Below are 23,794 nucleotides of genomic sequence, written 5' to 3' on the forward strand. Positions count from 1 at the left end.
AATGATTAAAAGTATCATACGTTTATTGCTACAAATATTTCCTCGTCCGTTTTTAATACGACTGAGTTTGCTAATTAACAGGATTATTGCTGTTTTTTTAGTTGGCAACAAGGTGGAATGTCCTGTGTGTGGAGGAAAATTCAGAAAATTTCTACCTTACGGATATACAAAAGCAACGGGTCGAGATAACTGTTTGTGTCCGAAATGCTTATCGCTGGAAAGGCATAGGTTAATGTGGCTTTATCTTCAAAACGAAACTGATTTTTTTAGCAAAAATTTAAAGGTGTTGCATATTGCACCTGAACAATGCTTTTTCAAAAAGTTCAGGTCGCTGTCGAATCTAGACTACACAAGTGGCGATTTAGAATCTCCCATTGCCGATGTACATTTCGATGTTCAGGAAATTCCTTTCGAAGAGAATACTTTTGATGTGGTAATTTGTAATCATGTGCTGGAACATGTCGATAGCGATGCAAAGGCCATGAGCGAGCTGTATCGAATTTTAAAACCGGAGGGTTTTGCAATTTTACAGGTGCCAATGGATACCGAAAATCCGAAAACCGAGGAAGATCCATCTGTTACCGATCCTAAGGAGAGAGAAAGACTGTATCGACAAAAGGATCACGTAAGGCTATATGGACTAGACTATTCTGATCGATTGCAAGCGGCAGGTTTTGTGGTAAAAGCAAGTCAATATTCAAAAGAGTTCTCTGAGGAACAAGCCGCGAGATATCGTTTGCCAATGAATGAAATTTTCTACTTCAATCAAAAAATATAGAATGAATTCTGATATTCAATTTTCAATTATTGTTCCGGTTTATAATCGTCCGGATGAAATGAAAGAATTGCTTGATAGTTTGGCAAGTCAGACTTATAGAGAGTTTGAATTGGTTGTAGTGGAAGATGGTTCGTTCGTAAAATCGGAAGAGCTTTGTAATTCTTATGCCGATAGAATCGATATCTCCTATTATTACAAGCACAACGAGGGGCCAAGTATTGGGCGAAATTATGGATTGGCCAAGGCAAAAGGGAATTATTACCTTTTTTTCGACTCAGATTGTATTCTTCCGCCACATTATATGGAGAACATTCATAAAGAATTAAGCGAAAATTTTGTGGATTGTTATGGAGGTCCTGATGGTGCAATGGAGGATTTTTCGGATTTTCAGAAGGCTGTTTCGTATGCCATGACTTCTTTCTTTACCACCGGAGGAATTCGAGGAGGAAAGAAGCAGGTACACAAGTTTCATCCAAGAAGTTTTAATTTGGGTTTTTCGAAGGCTGTATACGATAACACAGGTGGATTTCCTGTTACTACCATGCATCCGGGCGAAGATATGGTTTTTGCCATTGAGGTAATAAAGCGTGGGTTTGAAACACGTTTGGTAAGCGAGGCCTATGTATTTCATAAAAGAAGAATTTCTTTTAAGAAGTTTTACAAACAGGTGTTTGGTTTTGGGAAAACCAGGTATATTATTTCAAAACACTACCCCGAAACATTTAAAATATTCTTTTTATTTCCATCAATTTTTGTGCTGGGAACCATAGGAGCATTGCTTCTGGGTTTGATTGCGCATCGCATGTTTGCCTTCCCAGTACTTTTGTATGCCTTTCTTGTATTCGCTGATGCGCTCACAAAAACAAAATCATTAATAATCGGTTGTAAAGCTTTGGCGGCAAGTTTTGTGCAATTGTTTGCTTATGGGATTGGTTTTATGGATGCTGTTTGGAAACACAAAGTTCTGGGGAAAGATGAATTTGGTGTTTTCGATAAAGGATTTTATGAATAAAAAAAAGAGGCCAATCTATGCCTCTTTCCTAATTTTTTCTTCGATATATTCTAGTATTTCCCTTTCCTGATCGGGATGAAACCACTGTATTTCATTGTCTCTTCGAAACCAGGAAAGTTGTCTTTTTGCATACCTGCGAGAGTTACGTTTGATCAGCTCTATCGCTTTCTCCAGGCTGATATTGCCTTCGAAATGCTCAAATAGTTCTTTGTATCCAACCGTGTTTAAGGAGTTGTAATGTCGGAACTCAAAAACCGATTTGGCCTCTTCAATCAATCCTTCTTCAATCATGATATCGACACGCTTATTGATTCGTTCATACAATTCTGCGCGATCACGGTTTAAGCCGATTTTAACGATATTAAAACTTCTCTCTTTCCTCGAATTGGTTCTTAATTCTGAATATGGTTTTCCTGCCATCAGGCAAATTTCAACCGCATGAATTACACGTTTCGCATTTTTCAAATCAACTTGATTGTAAAAGACAGGATCGAGTTGCTTTAACTGCATGCGCATGTAATCTAATCCTTCTTTTTCGTAGGTTTCAAATACCTCTTTTCGAAGTTCAGGATCAATGGTAGGAATTTCGTCTATGCCATTGCAAACCACATCGATATACATCATGCTTCCTCCCACAAGCAGCACTTCATTCTTCTCTTTGTACAAATTATCAAGAAGCTCAATGGTCTGTTTTTCGCATTCCCAAGAGCTAAAGTAATCATGAATCGAATGGGTATGAATAAAATGGTGCTTCACTGCGCTTAACTGTTCTGGTTCAGGTACGGCGGTTCCAATACGCATTTCACGATAAACCTGTCGGCTATCCGAAGAAGAAATCTCTGTATTAAAATGTTTGGCAATATTGATGCTTAAGTCGGTTTTACCAACACCGGTAGGGCCAAGAATTACAATGAGCGTTTTCGACATTTTAAGTAATTGTTTGAACAAAGAATGAGTGCGAGCGAAAAAAGAATGAGTAATGTCTTTTTTGTTAGATATTACTCATTATCAATTTAAAGCGTTCGTTTATTAAAGTATGTCTTCGTAATCATCCAGGTTTTCAAACTCCGGACCATCGTTTATTTCATCATCAAATTCAGAAAGGTAATCATCGGCAGTTTTAGGAGCGTCGGATTTGGTCTCAAACTGCGAAAAATCCATTCCTTCAAAGTTTTCTGCATCCATCATGATCTGAGTAGGAGCATCACCATTACTAATTAAACAAACTGGATAGTTTGCTGTCGATTTCGAAATCCCTTTATCTACTAAACTAATATTAAAGAATCGATCAGAGAAGAAGTCGAATACATAGATTAAATCCGCATTTTCTTTAGAGGAGAATTCACGAATCATGGCAACATCCATTGCTACAACGTTCATGTTGTCATCATCTTCAGTATTCATTTCAAATAATGCAATTTCTAATCCTCTTTGTCCACTTGCATCAATTTGATAAAAAGAAGCCATTTGAGAATTATCATAACCAACAGATTCCTGAATTGCATTGTGCAAATCCAGCCATGTTTGTTCATGTCCTATCTCAATCTCTCTCTCAAAATCTTCAACCTCAGGCGATGTAATTTTAAATCTGTATATCATTTTTTGTTCTCTTATAATCTTGTTAAAAATTGCATTGTATCTACATTATCTGCATAATCCCACAACTGTGGTTCTTGTGCTTTTCCAAAAGGGATGGCCGATTCAAAATCCGAAGCAACAACACATTGAATTAACTCAGAATCAGTCTTTAGTTTTTGTTTGATATCTTGAAGTTCGGAATAATATTCATAGTAAACAACACCAACTGGCGAGGCGATAGCCGAATTTTCCTGAAGAAGCAAAAATCCATTGTCGAAATGATGTATCTTGTTCATTAACAGGAGTGAACGTTGGTAATCGTAGTTGTTGGCATATTTGCTATGATCGATAACCGACTGATAAACTTCCCAGTGTTTAAATAGTTGTGTGATGTCGTAATTTTCTGGAATGTAAAGTTTCGATACATTTCTGCATCCCAGGCCAAAATAAAGAAAGATATCGTTTCCTAGTGCCTTTATCTCTTTTTCCGATTCGTTTCCGGATATCAACGCTACAGAGTTTCTATTTCTCCTGATAATGTTAGGATATTTAGAGAAGTAGGCATCAAAATACCTGGCTGAATTATTGCTGCCGGTTGCTATAATGGCATCAAATCCATTGCTGGCATTCAATTGTCCGACCTCAAAGCGAATCAGTTTTTCAAACTCAGGCTGTAGGCTGATTAAAAGTTTTGCAATAAAATCCAATAGCTTGTTATCCTTTGTCGATAGTTTACCAATAAAGGTGTGACCTGCCATTAGTACCGAAAGCATATCATGAAAACCAACCATTGGGATGTTACCAGCCATTATTACTGCAACTTTAGTATTGGTGCTTTTGTCAGAAAGCTTATAGCTCTTCAACCATTTATTGATGTTTGATTCCCGTAAAAAAAAGCAAATTCCTTTTATCGAAGCCTGAACATGTTCAGGGGTAAACCAAAGATTTTCGCTGGAAACCCTTGCTAATAGTTCGGTAAATTCCTGATGATATTGATCATTTAAACGATGCGAAGCAGGTTCTTGCTTTCCATCGGTAAATTGTTCTAAAAATGATCCTAGCTCAACAAAAGCTTTAATTCTTTCCTGAATATTCATGGTAAAAATCAATATGATTATATGCTATAATGACCTTTTAAAGGGTCGGTTTTGAATCGATGCAAATATAAGAATTGTGTGGGATTAACTATTTTTTTGAAGAGCTTAATCCTGAGAAGAATTGTATTTAGGCAATGAAGTGCTTAAAGTAATTGCCAAGAATTAGAAATATACTAAGAAAGAATAAAGTTTTAACAATGACGGAACCTGTTTTGCTATTCACTTTTAGTTGGATAAAAAAGGAAATTATGGTTCCAATAATGGGAAGTAATGCAGGATATAACTGGATGGATTCCCAAAGATTTCCTTTTAACAATTCAATAAAGGCTGATTGAAATCCACAGCCAGGACAAGGAAAACCCATGTACTTTTTAAATGTACATGGGTGTTGTATTTTTTCTAGCCATTGAATGAGTTCATGCCACATTCAATTTAAATTTTAAGCTTAATGGGCATTGACATGCTTAAACAACTTTTGAAGATGTTTTTCCTTTTTAAATTTAATTTTGTTTTCCTTGGCGTAAGCTGCCAATTCAGGATCATCAAAAAGAGCGATTATTTCATTCTTTTTCTTCGGTAATAAAACAGCTGGTTGCCCTTCTTCCTGGTAGAAAAGTTGAGTGGCTATTTTATAGGAATTTGGTGTATTGGTGTGATATCCGGTAGCAATTCTTTGATTGCCCTTTACAAAAACACAGGTGTAGTGCTTCAATAATTTAATTTTACCACATGCCAACTCCTGGAAATAATCAGTTTGTGTTCTGGTTCCCATATTGTAACTGGTAAAAATGAACTTCTTATCAGCAACAACAATGGAATCAATTTGAGCAAACTTGTTTAAAACAACTGTATCCTTGGTGTTATTTACCAAATGAAACTCATTGTTGTAAACAAAATACCTAATCGGAGCAATAGTTGAATGGGTAAACAACTTGGAGTAAATTACTCCTCTGTCCCAATCATCCAAATATACTTCATAATTTGGATTTGAACCATTAAAGATGTTTGAGTCATAAACATCTCTAATACTTTCCTGTAGTAATCTTACGTCGTTCGCTGAAGTTTGTGCTTTAACCCCTAAAGACAAACAAAGGATGAACAACATCATTTGTAATTTTCTCATTTTTTTGTGGTTTGGTTAGTAAGTAGTTAGCGAATTTAATAAAAAATGTTAAATAAAAAAAGCCGATGCTTTAAGCATCGGCTTTAGAAACTATTTTCGAGATTTAATTATTGGTCTCTTCTTTGGTATAGAGCATCCTCCATATCCATTTCATCGAACTGCATGTATTTGTACACTTCCGATTCGTGAGCTTGAATTTTTTCTTTGTACACTTCCATATATTCAGCTGGGGTAGGTAATTTACCCATTACTGATACAACAGCTCCAAGTTCAGCAGATCCCAGGTAAACTTGTGCACCTGTTCCCATTCTGTTGTTGAAGTTACGTGTAGAAGTTGAATAAACATTTACATTATCAGGTACACGAAGTTGGTTACCCATACATAATGAACAGCCAGGAGTTTCGACACGTACACCTAATTGAGAGAAGGTGGCAAATGTTGCTTCTTCTTTCAATACAGCTGCATCCATACGAGTTGGAGGAGCCATATAAGTTCTTACTTTATCAGAAGGTGTAAGTCCTTGCCAAACTTTTTCGCAAGCACGGAAATGACCAATGTTTGTCATACATGAACCGATGAATACATCCTGGATATCAGTTCCCTGAACTTCAGAAAGTAATTTTACATCATCCGGATCGTTTGGACAACACAAAATTGGCTCGGTAATTTCAGAAAGATCGATTTCGATGGTTGCAGCATATTCAGCATTCTCATCTCTTTCAATTAGCTCAGGATTTGCAAGCCACTCGTTACAAGCATCGATACGGTTCTGAATGGTTTGAGCATCCTCGTAACCCATCTTGATCATTGATTCCATTAGGGCAACATTAGACTTCACATATTCGATAACACGCTCTTTTGATAGCTTGATACAACCTGCAGCAGCTGAACGTTCAGCAGTAGCATCAGTCAACTCGAATGCCTGTTCTACGGTAATGTCTTCAAGACCTTCCATCTCGATGATTTTACCATTGAAAATATTGATTTTATTTTTCTTTGGAACAGTTAATTGTCCGTTTTGAATCGCAAAATATGGAATTGCATTTACCACATCACGCAAAGTGATACCTGGGTTTAATTTGCCTTTGAATTTAATTAATACCGATTCTGGCATATCCAATGGCATGAAACCTAAGGCACCTGCAAAAGCTACCAAACCTGAACCAGCAGGGAATGAAATACCCAATGGGAAACGAGTGTGAGAATCACCACCAGTACCAACTGTATCAGGCACCAATAAACGGTTCAACCATGAGTGAATTACACCATCGCCTTGTTTCAATGGTACACCTTTACGTTCTGCCATGAATTTAGGCATGCTTTTGTGCATTGCCACATCAGTTGCTTTTGGATAAGCAGCAGTATGACAGAATGATTGCATGAACATTGGAGCTTCAAACTTCAAACAAGCCAATTCCTTAATCTCATCGCGAGTCATTGGTCCGGTAGTATCCTGAGATCCTACAGTTGTCATTTTTGGAGCGCATGATGTTCCTGGCAATACACCTTCAACACCACAAGCTTTTCCAACAATTTTCTGAGCCATTGTGTACCCTTGGTTTGGCTTTGCCTGAGGGTTATTTGCAACTTTGAAAATATCAGCAGCAGGCATTCCAAGTAGGTTACGTGACTTTTCAGTCAAGGCTTTTCCAATAATCAATGGAATACGACCACCAGCTCTGTACTCATCGGTTAAAGTATCAGGAGCTAAAGTATAAGTAGATACTACTTCGCCATTGCGGGTAATTTCACCTTTTACGTTGTTAATGATGATTTCATCACCAGTATTTAATACAGAAACATCAGTTGTGATTGGTAATCCACCTGAATCCTGTGTTGTATTGTAAAAAATTGGAGCAATTGCACCACCAATTACTACGCCGGCAGTACGTTTATTTGGTACACATGGAATGTCTTCACCAATGTGCCATAGTAATGAATTGGCAGCCGACTTACGAGAAGAACCTGTACCAACTACATCTCCCACGAAAGCAACTTTGTGGCCTTCTTTTCTCCATCCTGCGATGGTTTCGATACCATCTTCGAAACGTCCGGCACCCATGGCCAAGGCATGCAATGGAATATCAGGACGAGTAAATGCTTGTGATGCTGGAGAGAAATCATCAGTATTGATTTCGCCTTCAACTTTGTACACTTTTAATTTGATTTCTTCTGGCAATTCTTCACGAGATGTAAACCATTCAGCATTTGCCCAAGATTCGATCACGCTTTTAGCTGCAGCATTCGTTTTAGAAAGCTCAGCTACAGTTTCAAAAGCATCGTAAACAAGGATAATACCTTTAAGTGCTTCTGCAGCGTCTTCGGCCAACTCTTCATTTTCTAGAGCTTCAACCAATACCTGAACATTGTAACCACCCATCATGGTTCCAAGAATTTCAATGGCTTTTTTCTTGTCAATTAATGGACTAGAAACCTCGTTTCTTAGAATTTGACTTAAGAAATTAGCCTTCACTTTAGTTGAGTCATCAACACCAGGTGCAATTCTTTCAGTAAAAAGGTGAAGTAAAAAGTCTTCTTTACCTTGAATTGGATTTTGCAATAATTCGCATAAATCTTTTGTCTGATCGGCATTCAAGGGTAAGGCTGGAATACCTTTGGCGTTCCTTGCCTCTTCATGTTTTAGGTATTGTTCTAACATGTTCTTTTTTGAAATTGTTGTTTAAGTGTAATTTCAGTTTAATTAATAGAGAATTATTTCTCTATTTGAAGAACAAACATATGGTTTTTCTGATTACGTGATACACTTAAAAAAGGGTTTTCTTTCATGTTTTATGGCATAAAAAAAGCTCCCTGAAAAGGGAGCTTTAAGCATGTATTTTGTATGGATTATTTTACAGATTCCATGTATTCGATCAATTCGCATACTTTAGTAGAGTAACCCATTTCGTTATCGTACCATGATACAACTTTAACGAAAGTTGGAGATAACTGGATACCAGCACCTGCATCGAAAATAGAAGTTCTTGGATCACCAACGAAGTCGTTAGATACAACTGCATCTTCAGTATATCCTAATACACCAGCCAATTCGCCTTCTGAAGCTTCTTTCATAGCAGCACAGATTGCTTCATAGTTAGTTTCTTTTTCTAAACGTACAGTTAAATCAACTACAGATACGTCTGGAGTTGGAACACGGAAAGACATACCAGTTAATTTACCGTTAAGAGCAGGAATTACTTTACCTACAGCTTTAGCAGCACCAGTTGATGAAGGAATGATGTTCTGACCAGCACCACGTCCACCTCTCCAGTCTTTCATAGAAGGACCGTCAACAGTTTTCTGTGTAGCAGTAGTTGCGTGTACAGTAGTCATTAAACCTTCGATAATTCCGAATTTGTCGTTCAATACTTTTGCAACAGGAGCTAAACAGTTAGTAGTACAAGAAGCATTAGAAACGAAAGTCATGTCGTTAGTGTATTCTTTGTTGTTAACACCCATAACGAACATTGGAGTATCATCTTTTGATGGAGCAGACATTACTACTTTCTTAGCACCAGCATCGATGTGACCTTGAGCAGTTTCTTTTGTTAAGAAAAGACCTGTAGATTCAACTACATACTCAGCTTCTACAGCACCCCAGTTAATATCAGCAGGATTTCTTTCTGCAGTAACGCGAACTACTTTTCCGTTTACAACTAACTGACCATCTTTAACTTCAACTTCACCGTCGAATTTTCCGTGAGTAGAATCATATTTCAACATGTAAGCCATGTAATCTACATCGATAAGGTCGTTAATTCCTACTACTTCGATGTTACCTTTTGCAACAGCCTGACGGAAAACGAAACGTCCGATACGGCCAAATCCATTGATACCAATTTTAATCTTTGACATTGTGTATAAATTTTAATTTATAAACCCTTTGTTTCTCAATGGCAAAAGTATGTATTTTAAAAATATTTTGTATAGAAAAAATGAAAAAAAAACAAGATATTTTTATTGGGTGTTTGTTGTTTAATAAGCACTTAATCAGTGAGATGGATTGGATTAAAACGATTGCAATTGTACTTCATAAACAAAAAAAAATCTCATTTTATTGAGATTTTTTCTTTGGATTAAGCTTTTTTTACCGCAGTGCTCGTATCTGCCTTTGTGTATGCGGGACATTTTTTGTCAACAGCACAAGAACTGGCTAATAATCCAAAAAGAAATATAACGGCGATAGCATAAAGTGTTTTTTTCATCGGTAATAAATTTATGATCGAGATTAAGTTTAAAATTTTGCAAAAGATATAAAAAAAAGTTCTAATTGTAGTTAATTACAATGTTATGCTTGTATTTTCGTTCAATTAAAAACTCTTATACTCCAACTTTAGGAGAAAGGTTTGCTTGAATTAATTTTATGTATGAAGAAAATTTTCCTTCTTGTTATTTGTATTGTGTTGAAAATGCTTCCGGTTTTATCTCAATCTACTGCTTATTTAAGAGTGATTGTGGATGATCAAATGCATTCCAAATCCAAATTGTTGCATAGATTACAAGCCAGGTATTCAGGGAGATCGAATGCCTTAGGGAAACTGGATTTTAAGATTGAAAAACTAAGAAAATCAGGATATTTGGAGGCTAATGTAGATTCGCTAATCATGCAAAATGATAGCTTAATTGCCTTTGTCCACCTGGGAGAAAAATACGGATTTAAAAAAGTCTCGCACCAGGGAATCAACCAGAATGATTCTGTTTCATTCTCATTAAGTGCTGGAAACTCAAAGAATCTTGATTTTGATGCAATATTGGATTTTCAGAAAAGCGCAATTAGAAAATACAATGATGAAGGCTTTCCTTTTGCACAAATAATTAGTGATAGTATACAAATAGAAAAATCTGGTATTTCAGGCAATTGGAAGGTTGCAAAAGGCCAATTTATCGAATGGGATAGTGTGAAGATGAAAGGAAATCTGAAGGTGAATAAAAGGTTTCTGATGAAATATTTGAGTATAAAAGCCAATTCACCATATCAGGAAAGTAAGTTTAGAAAGGTTTCAGAAAAAGTTAATGCTTTACTGTTTTGTAATGAACGCAAACCCGCCGAAATTGAGTTTGTTAAAAATAAAGCAGTGCTATATACCTATTTGGATAAAGAATCGGCCAATCGTTTCGATGGAATACTGGGTGTACAGTCTGATCAGGATGATGATGGAAAGGTTTCGCTAACTGGTGAAATCAATTTGCAACTTCTTAATTCTTTCCGGTTTGGAGAAGAAATCAGTTTAAAATGGAAGAAATTTGATTCTGAAAGTCAGGATTTATCCATTGGATTTATGCATCCATATCTATTAGGAAACACAGGATTCGATTTTAATTTTCAGCTGTTTAAGCAGGATACAACTTACCTTACAACTAATTTACAACTTGGATTAAGAATCTTGCAGAAAGGCAGTCGTCATGTGAAGTTGTATTATAAATATCAATCATCATCATTAATTTCTACTTCGCATTTGGCTGGCATTAGTGTTTTGCCCAATTATGCAGATGTTAAAACAAATATTGCTGGTATTGGATTTAACTATTCAACATTGGATTATCCTTTTAATCCGAAGAGAGGTTGGGCGCTATACTGTTCTGTGGGGGCAGGATCTCATAAAGTAAAAAAGAACAGTAAGATTCCGGAGTCTTTGTATGAGGGGCTCGACTTAAATGGCAGCTTATTCAGTTTTGAATCTAATGCACAGTTCAATTTGCCAATCAGCAATAAAATAAGTTACAGAATTAAAAATGCCATTGGAATTCTAAATTCGCCCAATTTGTTCGAGAATGATTTGTTTAAACTTGGAGGATTAAAGAGCTTACGTGGTTTTGATGAAGATTCATTTCGGGTTTCGAAGTATGGAGTTTTAACGAATGAATTGCGCTTTATCCCCGAAAGAAACACAAGTTTTTATTTGTTTACTGATATAGGCTACTACGAGAGCGAAATACTGGAAGAGAGTACTAGCGATTACCCGCTTGGATTAGGATTTGGATTAAGCTTTGCAACTAAAGCTGGAATATTTAGCCTAAATTATGCATTGGGTAAACAGGAGAACCAGAGTTTTAACTTACGAAGTGCAAAAATTCATTTTGGATTTATCAGCCGATTTTAAAAACAAAAGACCGGGAAAACAGGTTTCACGGTCTTTGTAAACATCAAACTTCAAATTATTAGTCGCGATTCTTATCAGTACTTTGATTTTATAATCGTTAGGTCAAAACTATTAATAAAGTTTGAATTCCGCATACGTTTGAAATAAGTTTTAAAACATGGTGCAAACGTTTTAAAAAAATATATATTTGCACTAAAATAAAGGGAAAACTGTTTGGTTTTTACTTGTGCTTTAGTTGCTTACCCCTTGGAAGCTATTGTGAACTTAGGCTTTCTTTCTCAATCCAATAAATATAACGTAAAAAGCAAGAATAGAAATTGCAGTAATTAAACTGGCAATACTTATTGGCAATCGGTTGGTTAGTAGGCTGTTTGTGATTAAAATGAGCAAAATAGCCACAGGAATACCAAAGAGCAGTGATTTGGTGATTAAATGCAAGGTTGATTTATTGGTTTTTTCCACGAGAAGCTCTGTTGATTCAGGATCGATTTCAAAACTCTCAATTGCTTTTGAAAAGGCATTTAATTCTTCGGTGTAATAATTTTCTTCGGTTTGAGAACGATAAAACCCCGAAGTAGTAAATTTATAACTGGCATAAATATTATAATCGAGCCTTTCCTTTTTAATAATTTCGATATCAACCTTTGTTCTCCATTTTGTCGGATCGAGCGATGTCATGTTTCCCCATATGCTACCTCGTTTAAATACCATGCCCCTGGCATCGGCATCCGTTAACTCATAACCTCTTACTTCGTAAAATTTTATGATATCGGAAACCAATAACTTTTTGTTTCTCTTAATATTAAATCCTATTAATTTTTGCATAATATCTATGGGGTATAATCAAATTTATTAAAAAAAAGTTCCGGTCGCAAAAATGATTTATAAAGCAATATAGAGCTGCGAATGAAACCAGCATGAATTAAGTTAAAAATATGATCTTTTTATCAAGTATAAGTTTATTGATAATAACAATTGGAACTTGTTGTTTTACATAGTGTTGATATGGCAAAAAGATCTTGATTTTTTTTCAAAAAAAGCGAACCTAATCTCTCTGTTTTCAGTATACAAATACCTAAGCCTAAATCTGTGAAAACCTTTACTACTACTTATGCTAAACAATTTATCCCCTGAATCTGAAAACCACTTTCAGAAATTTGATGAAAATGGAGTAGACATTCGCAAGTTGCTTTTTGGAGCGGTTGAGATGTTAAGTGATTTTAGTTACCTAACTGCTTGTCCGAGCTATATTGTAGATTATACTGACGATGTGACTCCAAAACCATGTGCAATAGGCTTGGACGGAATCATTGGAAAGATTAACAAAGGTTTCGACCAATTGTTTGAAGAATTCAAAGCAAATTGCGACGAATCGGCAGAGTTTTATGAGTTTACCTACCTTGATTTTATTAAGGCAGTTGCCATGCCAATCATGCTTAGAGGAAAAGTTTTTGGCTTTGTAATTTATGGTGGCTTTGTAATTGAGGAAGAAAATAAGGATTCTAAATTGCCCGATTCTGTTAAGCTTGTAAACAAGAAGAGAGCAGATCTTAATTTACACAGAGCATCAAAATTTGTAAGTGTTTTGGCAAATCAAATTACTGCAGCTTATGAATTGAATTTACAGATTAAGCAGAATCAGAAATCGGCTGAGGAATTACGTTTACAGAAGGTGTTTTTTGAGAACTTATTCGAAAATTCGCCCGAAGCTATCGTTATTCTGGATAATGAGGATAAAGTAATTCGAGCCAATAAAGAGTTTGAGAAACTGTTTGAATATTCAAAGGAAGAGATTCTATCAAAACTAATTAACGATATTATTGTTCCTGAAAATTTTAAAGAAGAAGGAAGAACATATACGCAACAAGCGTCCTTGGGGGAAACACTCGAATTTACAACGGTTCGACAAACCAAATATGGAAAACAGATACATGTTCAGGTGACAGGAAAGCCAATTTTTCTGGATAATGAAAAAATTGCGGTTTATGCCATTTATCGTAACATTACCGAGCAGGTATGGAACCAAAAACAAGAGAAAATTATTTATGGGATTACGGACTTGCTAAACTCAACCCAAAGTCAGATTGATTTGGTTCATAGCATTGGAGAATTGTTACAGCCAGTAATTGGAACCGGAGAAATGTTTTTGGAATTAATTTCGCCTACCAAACGATCTTTGCGAGTATTCAACCAAAAATCTGCAGATTATAAGAATCTTAGTTTTTCTGAATCGATTAGTTTTTCGGTGCTAAGAAGAAAGAAAAAACTGAACCTTGATGAAAATCAAATTAAGGAATTGGCTGAAGTAAATCGATTGACACTTGCCAATATACCAAAACGATGGATCGGTTTTCCATTAATTGTGAAAGACGTTGTTTTAGGTGTTTTTGGGGTTTCTTCTTTAACGAGTCATTCCAATCTTGATGCAGATACCTTAAAGTTACTTGAATTGGTTTCTTTGCAATTGGCGGCTGGTGTAAGCAGGAGAAAAAAAGAGTTGGAGTTGAAGACTTTGAATCGATCAATGGAACAAAGTCCTGCATCTATTGTGATTACAAATCGCGATGGAGATATCGAATATGTGAATCCTAAGTTCTGCCAAATTTCTGGGTATTCGGCAGATGAGGTTATAGGGAAAAATCCTCGAATCCTAAAATCAGGATTTACCCCAAAAGAGGTTTATGAGCAGATGTGGGCTCACCTGGTTCGGGGTGAAGAGTGGAATTGCGAGTTCTTAAATGTAAAGAAAAATAAGGAACTGTATTGGGAACGTGCAAGCTTTTCGGCCATTAAGGATGAATTTGGGAAGATTACCCACTACATGGCAACTAAGGAAGATATCACCGAACACAAAAAGTTTGAGAAAGATTTATTGGAGGCTAAAAATAAAGCGGAAGAATCCGATAGGATGAAATCGGCATTTTTAGCAAATGTATCGCACGAATTACGCACGCCGCTTAATGCAGTAATCGGTTTTTCTAACCTCTGTAATGAATCAATGGGAGTTGAAGAAATACTGGAATTTGTGCAGCTCATTAATAAAAGTGGGAATCAGCTTCTGGAAATTATCGAGGACATACTCAACTTTACCATGATAGAATCGGGAGGAATGGAGAGACGAGATGAAGAATTTTTAATGGTGAACTTTTTTAAAGAGGTGAAAAAGTTGGCTGCTGAAAAACAAAAACTGGAGAATAAGGAACGATTGGAATTGAGATTTGTTCCTGATTCTAACTACAGTAAGGTGCTGGTTAAGACCGATTTTCAAAGATTGATTCATGTGGTAATGAATTTGCTTAAAAATGGATTGAAATTTACCAATGAAGGATCGGTTGAGTTTGGTTATCAGGTTCATGGTAAAAGATTAAAGCTCTACGTGAAAGATACAGGTGTTGGAATTGAAAAAGATAAGAAGGATATTATTTTCGACCGTTTTAGGCAGGTAGATGAATCCATTACAAGAACCTTTGGAGGTACAGGTATGGGCTTGGCCATTTCGAAGAAAATTATGGATATGCTTGATGGTCATATCGAGGTAGAATCGGAACCCAATAAAGGATCGACATTTACTTTGCTTTTAGACTGCATTTTATCGACCGAAAAAAAGGAGAAAGAACAGAGTTCAAAACCTGCTAATACCAACAAAAAACCTACCATTTTAGTGGCCGAGGATGAACTTTCAAATTTTAGGTTGATAGAAGCAATTTTAAGAAGAAGTAATTACAATGTAATAAGGGCAGAAAATGGCGCAGAGGCCATTCGCATGTGCAAAAATCAGAAAGAAATAGATTTGGTACTTATGGACATGAGAATGCCGGATGTTGATGGTATGGAAGCCACCCTTGAAATTAAAAAGTTTAAACCTGGCTTAACCATTATTGCTCAAACGGCTTATGCCATGAATGGAGATAAGGATAAGGCACTTGAATTGGGTTGTGATGATTACATCTCGAAACCCATTAAGAAAGACTTATTGTTGAGTAAATTGGAAACCTATATAAAGAGATAAGCATTATAAAATAAGTATTAGAGTAGGTCCTTTGTGTAAGCATAGGACTTTCTTTTTTTCGATATTCTTTGGAATTATGTAACTTGTTAACATAGAAAATGGTGATTACGATTTGAAAATCAAACTTGATATGAGAGCATTAGTGAGCGGAGCATCTGGTTTTACAGGTGAAAAGTTGTTGAAAAGAATTCTATCTGATCAGGATTATAGTAAAGTGTATGCCTTGGTGCGAAAGGAACTTTCAATTCGTCATCCAAATTTGGAGCAAATTATCGTTGATTTTGACCATTTAAGTGTTGAAGATATTCCGGATGACATCGAACTAGCTTATTGTTGCATAGGAACAACAATTAAAAAAGCTCAGTCAAAAGAAAATTTTCGAAAAATCGATTATGAGTATATTACCCGCTTTGCAAAAGTTTGTGATGATAAAGGAATTAAAGCCTTTCACCTGATTAGTGCAATTTGGGCAAGTCCTGAATCTTACTTCTTTTACCAAAGAGTGAAAGGTGAGGCCGAGTGTTTTATCAACTCCTTGGAATTTGAATCAGTAACCATTTACCGACCTTCGGTAATTTACGGAGGAAGAAAAGAATTCCGACTGTTTGAGAGCTTTGCAGCATGGATCAGCCGGAATTTTAAATTTTTATTTGTCGGTAAATTAAATCGAATTCTTGCCGTTACAGGCGATCAGCTGGCCAAAACCATTCATATCAAATCGAAACAGTTTATTCCAGGGCGCTGGATCATCGAATCAGAAGAAATTTCCTGTACCTACTAATCACGAACAACATCACGTGCCGAAGCTTGTGCAGTTGGCATAATCAAAATGTCGTTAATGTTTACATGAGCAGGACGACTTGCAACAAACTCTACCGTATCTGCAATATCATCAGCGTATAATGGGGTAAATCCATTGTACACCTGGTCTGCTTTATCGGTATCGCCTTTAAATCTTACGATAGAGAACTCGGTTTCCACCATTCCTGGCGCTACCGATGAAACTTTAATGTTGTGTGGAAGCATATCAATTCTCATCCCTTTTGTTAAGGCATCCACAGCATGTTTGGTTGCACAATATACATTTCCTCCCGGATATACTTCTTTTCCTGCAATCGAAGTAACATTAATAATATGTCCTTGCTTTCGTTCAATCATTAATGGACTTACCGCCCTGGTAATATAAAGTAAACCTTTTACATTGGTGTCAATCATTCTTTCCCAATCATCAATAATGCCATCCTGTATGGCTGTAACTCCTACTGCCAAACCTGCATTATTTACCAAAAGGTCGATCTTTTTCCATTCTTCCGGAAGCTTATTGATTCGATCAAAAACATCATCTTGCTTGCGAACATCAAGCACCAGTTTGAATATTTTACAATTGAAATTTTTTAATAATTCTGCTTCCAGCTTGTTCAAATTCTCCTCTCGTCGTCCCGAAATGATAAGATCGTATCCAACATTTGCTAATTTCTTTGCACAAGCTTCTCCAATGCCCGCTGTAGCTCCTGTTATAAAAGCAATTCTATTCATATTAGTATTTGTGATATTTGTTTTGTTAAGTCAGTGATCATGTAATTTACAATCAATCTTTTCTTTGTCGTGTAAAGGTAAAAACTAAGGTGATAATTCGTGTTCCTATCTTATTTTTTTTAAATTTAAAATATTCATCACCAATAAGAGTGCACCATGGAAAGACAAGACGTTTCAATTCAAGTAGCAGAAGATCTGGGATTAAATAAAGAATCCTACGACAAAATTGTTGAGAGTTTAGGTCGTAACCCTAACTTACTGGAGTTACAGATCTATTCTGTAATGTGGTCAGAGAATTTATCCTATAAAAGCTCTGCATCGTGGATATCATCCTTACCCAATAAAGGGAATCATATTGTTTCTGGTGCTATAGAAGCAAATGCAGGAGTAGTCGATCTTGGAAATGGTGAATGTTGTGTCTTTAAAATGGGAACCCATAATCATCCTTCAGGTATAGATCCTTACCAGGGAGCTGCCACCTGTGTTGGTGATGTTTGCAGAGATGTGGTTTCTCTTGGTGCCAAGCCACAAATCATATTAAATTCCTTGCGTTTCGGAGAGTCTACCTTGGACAGAACAAAATGGTTGATGGATGAAATCATAAAAGGAATAAAGGATTATTCCAATGTTTTGTATATAGAAGATATAGGGAGTGAGATATTTTACAACTCCTCTTACGATACAAACCCCATTGTGAATGTGATGGTAGCTGGTTTGGTGTCTAAAGATAAACTTTTGTGTGGTAGAAAACTGGAGGCTGGGCAGGTACTTTTTATTGTAGGAAATCCAACAGGATCCGAAGGTGTGTTCGGACAGAATGAGAGCTTCACCATTCCAAAGGGTAATCCGGATTTGGGCAATGCATTAACCGATGTAATTATGCACCTGAATGAAAAAGATGCTTTGGTTCGTATTGAGAATATGGATATGGCGGGAATTATTAATTCATGTGCGGTAATTAGTGCGCATGCCAAAACGGGATTGGATCTTGATTTAAACAAAATTCCTCTAGGTCAGGAGGGAATGAATGTTGAAGAGGTTCTTTTATCTAGAACACAGGAACGCTTTATGCTGGTTGTAAATCAGGAAAATACGGAGATGGTGAAAAAAGCTTTTGCAGATCAGGATTTGATTTGCGAAGAAGTAGGGAAGTTAAGTTCGAATAAAAGCATACAGTTTTTCGAAAACTCAAAAGTTATTGCCGATGTAAATGCCCAGGATTTGGTGATGGGTTTTGGCGCACCCCAAATCGATAGAAAATTTCACGAACTGGATAATAAAAATGATATCGATTACCTTGAAACCATACCAGAACCAGATAATTATTGGAAAGTAATTAATAAAATGGTGAATAATCCAAACCTGGTCATCAAGGAACATTTACAAAGAAATATCGAAGAAGCCAGGGATAACTCACCTTCCGATGCTCAAATTGCATTCCTGGGAGAAGACAGAAAGGCAGTATGCTTTACCGTTTCTGGCAATTCGGTTTATTCTTTTAACAATCCATATGTAGGAGCACAAATTAATATTGCACGAGCAGCACGTCGCATTGTGTGTTCAGGAGGAAAACCTTTAGCAATTAATGATTGTTTGAATTTTGGTAGTCCATTAGAAGAGAATGTTTACTCTCAATTTGTTGCTACCATTAAAGGGATCTCGGAGGCAAGTTCGCACTTCGAAACCCCGGTAGCCGGAGGTAATGTAAGTTTTTACAACGAAAGTTCGGTTCTTGGAAAAAGGAAAGCAATTAATCCAACTCCGGTTATTGCTATGATGGGAATGCTTCCAAGTAAAGAAAATCACATGTCCTATATTTTTAGAAATAAAGGCGAAATGATTTTCCTGATCGGGAAATCGCGTAATGATATTTCCGGCTCAGAATATTTATGTTCTTACCACCAAAAATGCCATGTGGGAATTCCACATTTCGATATCGAAGATGAAAAAAGAATCAATGCCACAGTGGCTAAATTAATTGAATCGAAATTAATTTGTTCGGCTCATAGCGTTGAGCGTGGCGGATTATTTTTCAACTTAATTGAGTCGGCCATGCCACTTGGTTTGGGATTTGATATTACTTCGCCAGCCGAGGTTCGAATGGATGCTTTCCTGTTTGGAGAGGCACAGGGCAGAGTTGTGGTGTCCGTTTCGATGGAAAATGAAAACGAATTTGTTGATTTGATGATGGAAAGTGGCCTGCCATTTTCAACCTTAGGTCATATTACAAAAGGAGAACTTCGAATTGATGATATTTCCTACGGATATATTGATGAATACAAGAAAATATACATGAAAAATAACATTATCGGTTAGATAATTATTAATATCACAATGAATGTAGAGAACAAAGAATCAGATAATGGTTCTTTGTTTTTCATTCACTATATTTGTGCGGTCGTGAGATGTTACGATCGCATTGTTTTTGAAACCGCTAAGATTTTGTTTTAAAATCAGTAATTGGTTTCGTGCTATTAATTAGAAATAAAAGTTCGTGGTAAATCCATATAAAGATTTAGATAAAGGGAAAAAAGCGCAGGTAGCGCTAATGTTCAATAATATTGCAAAAAAATATGATTTTCTGAATCATGTTTTGTCAATGGGTATTGATAAGTTGTGGAGAAAGAAGGCAGTAAAATTGTTAAAGCCATTACAGCCAAAAAAGATATTGGACATTGCTACCGGAACAGGAGATTTTGCTTTGGCCAACTTAAAACTAAATCCCGATAAGGTGGTTGGTATCGATATCTCAACTGAAATGCTTGCAGTTGGGAGAGAAAAAATTGCCAAAAAGAACTTGTCACATAAAATCGAATTGCTCGAAGGTGATTCTGAAAATATTCAATTCGAAGAAAATACATTCGATGCCATCACTGTAGCTTTCGGAGTGCGAAATTTTGAAAACCTTGAGAAAGGATTATCAGAAATGAATCGTGTAGTAAGACCAGGCGGAAAGGTAGTTGTACTCGAGTTCTCGAAACCAAGGAAATTTCCAATCAAACAGATCTACAATTTTTACTTTTTTAGAATTCTGCCATTTTGGGGGAAAATGGTATCCAAAGATGCCTCGGCTTATACCTATTTGCCTGAATCTGTCGATGCCTTCCCGGATGGAGCTGATTTTTTAAAAATTTATGAAGACTGTGGATTTACCGATACTAAACAAATAAAATTGAGTTTTGGAATTGCATCCATTTATATTGGAACCAAGCCAATACAATAATTTTATATTTTAGTGGTTATTACTAAAAATAAACGATAGAACTTGAAACGAATACTATTAATACTACTTTGCCTTTCCTTTTTCTCATCTGCTTTTTCGCAACGAGGATATAAACCAGAAAGCATACTGAATTATCAAAAAGTGGATCAGAAATGGTTGCACTTTGGATTTACTCTGGCAATAAACAGCATGGATTTTGCCATTTACAATTCAGGAAGAACAGATGCCAGGGCAGAGCAAGTTGTGTTTTCGCCAGGTTTTTCGGTTGGGATTGTTTCCGATTTGCGATTACATGAAAATTGGTCATTGCGATTTTTACCAGGATTGGAGTTTGGAGAAAGAACCATAAAGTATTCCAACTTGCCAGAAGATGAGGTAACGGTTGAATCTGTTTTGGTCAATCTGCCATTACTGGTAAAGTATCGTGCAAAACGATTAAACAATTACCGACCGTACCTAATTGGAGGAGCCAGTTATAAGATTGATGTGCAATCGCAAGATGCACTTGATCCTGATAACAACATGCTGATTAGACTGAATACAACCGATGTATATTTAGAGTTGGGAGCAGGTATCGACTTTTATTTGCCTTATTTCAAGTTGGCCACAGAATTAAAATTTGCTGTTGGACTTCGCGATATTTTAAATCATAAATATGATATCGAAAATCCGGGTTATGAGGCATACACCGACGCCATTCGTGGCATGAATTCTAAGGTGATCACCTTGTCTTTCCACTTTGAATAATTTCAATCTGTAAAAAACCAAATCAAGCATACTTTCTCTTATTGATTTAGGAGGTCTCATAAGTGTGTAGATTCTTCCGTTTTTTCCTTTTACCTTTGTTCTTTTACCAATAGAAATAAACACATGATAACTGATATTGATATCGTTCTGAACCCCAAACAAGCTTCTGATGAATCTTTCTACAAACCTATTTTGGCTCAAAAGCTAAAAGTGAAGGAGGGAAGAATTAATGGAATTCAGATTCTGAGAAAGTCAATTGATGCTCGAAGAAGAGATATCAAAATCAATATGAAATTCAGAATTGCTATTGATGAGAAACTACCAATAGCCAATGAACGAATTTTCAAGTATCAAAAAGTTGACGATCAGAAAAAAGTAATCGTTGTTGGTGCCGGACCTGCAGGTTTGTTTGCAGCACTTCGATTGGTAGAATTAGGCTATTGTCCTATTGTTTTGGAGCGAGGGAAAAGTGTTGAGGATCGAAAGAAAGATTTAGGACAATTGCATCGAACCAGAAATGTAGATCCCGATTCCAACTATTCTTTTGGAGAAGGAGGAGCCGGAACTTTTTCTGACGGAAAATTATATACCCGTTCCAAGAAGAGAGGAAACCTAAAGAAAATTCTAAATGTTCTTCATTTTCATGGAGCACAGGACGAAATTTTGTTCGAAGCCCATCCACACATTGGAACCGATGTATTGCCAAAAGTGATCGTGAATATCCGAAAGAGTATTATTGCTGCCGGTGGTGAGGTTCATTTCTCGTGTAAGGTGACCGATTACATTGTTGAAGAAGCCAAGATTACAGGTGTGAAAACCGAGAAAAATGGGACCTTTAAAGGAGAGGCAGTAATCCTTGCAACGGGACATTCGGCCAGAGATGTTTACCGCAAACTAAATGATTCTGATATTGATATTGAGGCCAAATCTTTTGCGATGGGCGTTCGAATTGAGCATCCACAGGAACTGATCGATCAGATACAATATCATAATCCAAATGGAAGAGGCAAGTATTTGCCTGCAGCAAGCTACAGTTTTGTACAACAAGTAGAGGGGCGCGGAGTATACTCATTTTGTATGTGTCCGGGTGGAGTGATTGTGCCAGCTGCAACAGGTCAAAATCAACAGGTGGTGAATGGAATGTCGGCATCTGGAAGGAATACGGCTTTTGCCAATTCGGGAATGGCTGTGGAAATTCGCACCGAGGATTTGGGCGAGTATGAGCAATATGGACCCTTAGCAGGCTTGCATTTTCAGGAAGATCTGGAAGCAAATGCTTTTGTTGAAGGAGGTGAAAACCTATCAGCTCCTGCTCAAAGAATGGTAGATTTTGTGGAAGGCCGAAAGAGTGAATCCTTGCCAAAGACATCTTACCACCCTGGCGTAGTTTCTTCCGAAATGCACAAGTGGTTACCCAAGCATATCTCGTACAGGCTGCAGGAAGGTTTTAAAGCATTTGGTAGAAAATCGAAAGGCTTTTTAACCAACAAAGCCGTGATTTTGGGCGTGGAATCCCGAACTTCATCACCAGTTAGAATTCCAAGAGATCGGGAAACTTATCAGCACAGCAAAATAGAAGGATTATTTCCTTGCGGAGAAGGTGCTGGATATGCAGGTGGAATTGTATCAGCAGCTATGGATGGTGAGCAATGTGCCGAAGCTTTCGACAGGTTTTTCACGAAGCAGGACAATTAAAACTCAAGTCTTCTGAATTCGGAACAAATGATCGCAGTGGCCACAGATACATTCAATGATTCGGATGTATCCTGATCGGCAGGGAAATTTGGGATAAATAATTTGTGAGACACCATTTCTTTTATGGAGTCGGAAATTCCTTTGCCTTCATTTCCCATAACAATGAAACCCTTATTGGATAATTTACTGTTGTAAATGGTTTCACCTTCTAAAAAAGTTCCATAAACAGGAAAACCTGGTTTTTGGTATTCAGAAAATAAAGCATCCAAAGAAGTGTAACTTAATTTGATGCGTGCAATGGCTCCCATGCTCGCCTGAATAACCTTCGGGTTGTATAGGTCAACCGTATTTTGAGAACAGAAAATATGCTTGATTCCAAACCAATCTGCAATGCGAATAATGGTTCCGAGGTTGCCCGGATCCTGAACATCATCCAAAACAATAGACAGAGAATTTTCGATTTCTTGTTTATCAATTTCATGTTCGGGAATTCTAAAAACTCCTACAACCTGGCTTGGAGTTTTAAGGCTACTTATTTTTTTGATCTGGCTGAGCTCGCTTTCAATTTTATTCTCTATCTCGTATTGATCACCTAAAGTAAACTGATTTTGCCACTCTTTCGTATAAATCAGAAAAGCTGCTTTTACCCCTGAACTCAACAAATCCATGACCAATTTATCCCCTTCGGCAACAAAAAGCTGGTGGGTATCTCTAAATTTTTTCTTTTGCAGACTGGAAATGAGTTTGATTTGATTTTTTGACAGCACAACTTATGACTTAAATGTTAGTAAATCAGTGTATTTTGATAGGCGTAGTAAAAGAATATATGTAATACAGCTTATTTTTCATATGCATTACAAATTATTAATTGATATAAGTATCTTTGTTGTAATT

Annotated in this window: 19 protein-coding genes; 9 read left to right on the forward strand and 10 right to left on the reverse strand. The window is 36.6% G+C overall.

Features of this window, described 5'->3' with window-relative positions; all coding sequences use genetic code 11:
- Position 1: 1 nt before the first annotated feature.
- Both ELS83_RS15475 and ELS83_RS15480 read left to right on the forward strand, forming a co-directional pair.
- A complete protein-coding gene (locus ELS83_RS15475; RefSeq protein WP_216616598.1) occupies positions 2–778 on the forward strand; it encodes a class I SAM-dependent methyltransferase in 777 nt (258 codons plus the stop codon).
- A 1-nt stretch (position 779) separates the two neighbouring features.
- On the forward strand, positions 780–1,790 hold the full coding sequence (locus tag ELS83_RS15480; protein ID WP_216616601.1) for a glycosyltransferase family 2 protein: 1,011 nt from the start codon (positions 780–782) through the stop codon (positions 1,788–1,790).
- Between the two features lie 15 nt (positions 1,791–1,805).
- On the opposite strand, the gene miaA is transcribed toward ELS83_RS15480, so the two are convergent.
- The 7 genes from miaA to gap form a co-directional block, all read right to left on the reverse strand.
- Entirely contained in the window at positions 1,806–2,717 is a 912-nt protein-coding gene (gene miaA, locus ELS83_RS15485) for a tRNA (adenosine(37)-N6)-dimethylallyltransferase MiaA (protein WP_171596458.1), read from the reverse strand.
- A gap of 102 nt (positions 2,718–2,819) precedes the next feature.
- The gene (locus ELS83_RS15490) at positions 2,820–3,389 is read right to left on the reverse strand and encodes an IS1096 element passenger TnpR family protein (protein ID WP_171596459.1); all 570 of its coding nucleotides are present in this window, start codon (positions 3,387–3,389) and stop codon (positions 2,820–2,822) included.
- An 11-nt stretch (positions 3,390–3,400) separates the two neighbouring features.
- On the reverse strand, positions 3,401–4,465 hold the full coding sequence (locus ELS83_RS15495) for an acyl-CoA reductase (RefSeq protein WP_171596460.1): 1,065 nt from the start codon (positions 4,463–4,465) through the stop codon (positions 3,401–3,403).
- 127 nt (positions 4,466–4,592) lie between these two features.
- Positions 4,593–4,892 (reverse strand): DUF2752 domain-containing protein, encoded by a 300-nt coding sequence (locus tag ELS83_RS22705; protein WP_171596461.1) that lies wholly within the window; start codon positions 4,890–4,892, stop codon positions 4,593–4,595.
- 18 nt (positions 4,893–4,910) lie between these two features.
- Positions 4,911–5,588, reverse strand: a complete 678-nt coding sequence (locus ELS83_RS15505; RefSeq protein ID WP_171596462.1) for a hypothetical protein — start codon at positions 5,586–5,588, stop codon at positions 4,911–4,913.
- A 107-nt stretch (positions 5,589–5,695) separates the two neighbouring features.
- Entirely contained in the window at positions 5,696–8,248 is a 2,553-nt protein-coding gene (locus ELS83_RS15510) for a bifunctional aconitate hydratase 2/2-methylisocitrate dehydratase (RefSeq protein ID WP_171596463.1), read from the reverse strand.
- Positions 8,249–8,436: 188 nt separating this feature from the next.
- Positions 8,437–9,444: a type I glyceraldehyde-3-phosphate dehydrogenase gene (gene gap / locus ELS83_RS15515; protein ID WP_171596464.1), complete on the reverse strand. Its 1,008-nt coding sequence runs from the start codon at positions 9,442–9,444 to the stop codon at positions 8,437–8,439.
- 512 nt (positions 9,445–9,956) lie between these two features.
- Here gap and ELS83_RS15520 point away from each other — a divergent pair.
- Positions 9,957–11,690: a BamA/TamA family outer membrane protein gene (locus ELS83_RS15520; protein ID WP_171596465.1), complete on the forward strand. Its 1,734-nt coding sequence runs from the start codon at positions 9,957–9,959 to the stop codon at positions 11,688–11,690.
- Between the two features lie 264 nt (positions 11,691–11,954).
- On the opposite strand, the gene ELS83_RS15525 is transcribed toward ELS83_RS15520, so the two are convergent.
- Positions 11,955–12,515 (reverse strand): hypothetical protein, encoded by a 561-nt coding sequence (locus ELS83_RS15525; RefSeq protein WP_171596466.1) that lies wholly within the window; start codon positions 12,513–12,515, stop codon positions 11,955–11,957.
- A gap of 286 nt (positions 12,516–12,801) precedes the next feature.
- Here ELS83_RS15525 and ELS83_RS15530 point away from each other — a divergent pair, with 286 nt between their 5' ends.
- Positions 12,802–15,699 (forward strand): PAS domain S-box protein, encoded by a 2,898-nt coding sequence (locus ELS83_RS15530; protein ID WP_171596467.1) that lies wholly within the window; start codon positions 12,802–12,804, stop codon positions 15,697–15,699.
- 130 nt (positions 15,700–15,829) lie between these two features.
- Complete coding sequence (locus ELS83_RS15535; protein WP_171596468.1) at positions 15,830–16,480, forward strand: NAD(P)H-binding protein; 651 nt, start codon at positions 15,830–15,832, stop codon at positions 16,478–16,480.
- On the opposite strand, the gene ELS83_RS15540 is transcribed toward ELS83_RS15535, so the two are convergent.
- Positions 16,477–17,235, reverse strand: coding sequence for an SDR family NAD(P)-dependent oxidoreductase (locus ELS83_RS15540; RefSeq protein WP_171596469.1), 759 nt, complete (start codon positions 17,233–17,235; stop codon positions 16,477–16,479). The two genes, ELS83_RS15535 and ELS83_RS15540, sit on opposite strands and share 4 nt — an antisense overlap.
- A gap of 156 nt (positions 17,236–17,391) precedes the next feature.
- Between ELS83_RS15540 and purL the strand changes: the two genes are divergently transcribed.
- From purL to ELS83_RS15560, 4 genes are all read left to right on the forward strand, one after another.
- Positions 17,392–19,551, forward strand: coding sequence for a phosphoribosylformylglycinamidine synthase subunit PurL (gene purL / locus ELS83_RS15545; RefSeq protein ID WP_171596470.1), 2,160 nt, complete (start codon positions 17,392–17,394; stop codon positions 19,549–19,551).
- A 178-nt stretch (positions 19,552–19,729) separates the two neighbouring features.
- Complete coding sequence (gene ubiE, locus ELS83_RS15550; protein WP_346728159.1) at positions 19,730–20,458, forward strand: bifunctional demethylmenaquinone methyltransferase/2-methoxy-6-polyprenyl-1,4-benzoquinol methylase UbiE; 729 nt, start codon at positions 19,730–19,732, stop codon at positions 20,456–20,458.
- A 42-nt stretch (positions 20,459–20,500) separates the two neighbouring features.
- Positions 20,501–21,205: a type IX secretion/gliding motility protein PorT/SprT gene (gene porT, locus ELS83_RS15555; RefSeq protein ID WP_171596471.1), complete on the forward strand. Its 705-nt coding sequence runs from the start codon at positions 20,501–20,503 to the stop codon at positions 21,203–21,205.
- Between the two features lie 123 nt (positions 21,206–21,328).
- Entirely contained in the window at positions 21,329–22,900 is a 1,572-nt protein-coding gene (locus ELS83_RS15560; RefSeq protein ID WP_171596472.1) for an NAD(P)/FAD-dependent oxidoreductase, read from the forward strand.
- On the opposite strand, the gene ELS83_RS15565 is transcribed toward ELS83_RS15560, so the two are convergent.
- Positions 22,897–23,667, reverse strand: coding sequence for a TrmH family RNA methyltransferase (locus ELS83_RS15565; protein ID WP_171596473.1), 771 nt, complete (start codon positions 23,665–23,667; stop codon positions 22,897–22,899). The two genes, ELS83_RS15560 and ELS83_RS15565, sit on opposite strands and share 4 nt — an antisense overlap.
- Positions 23,668–23,794 lie beyond the last annotated feature (127 nt).

It is taken from the genome of Marinifilum caeruleilacunae (assembly GCF_013141825.1).
GTDB lineage: Bacteria > Bacteroidota > Bacteroidia > Bacteroidales > Marinifilaceae > Marinifilum > Marinifilum caeruleilacunae.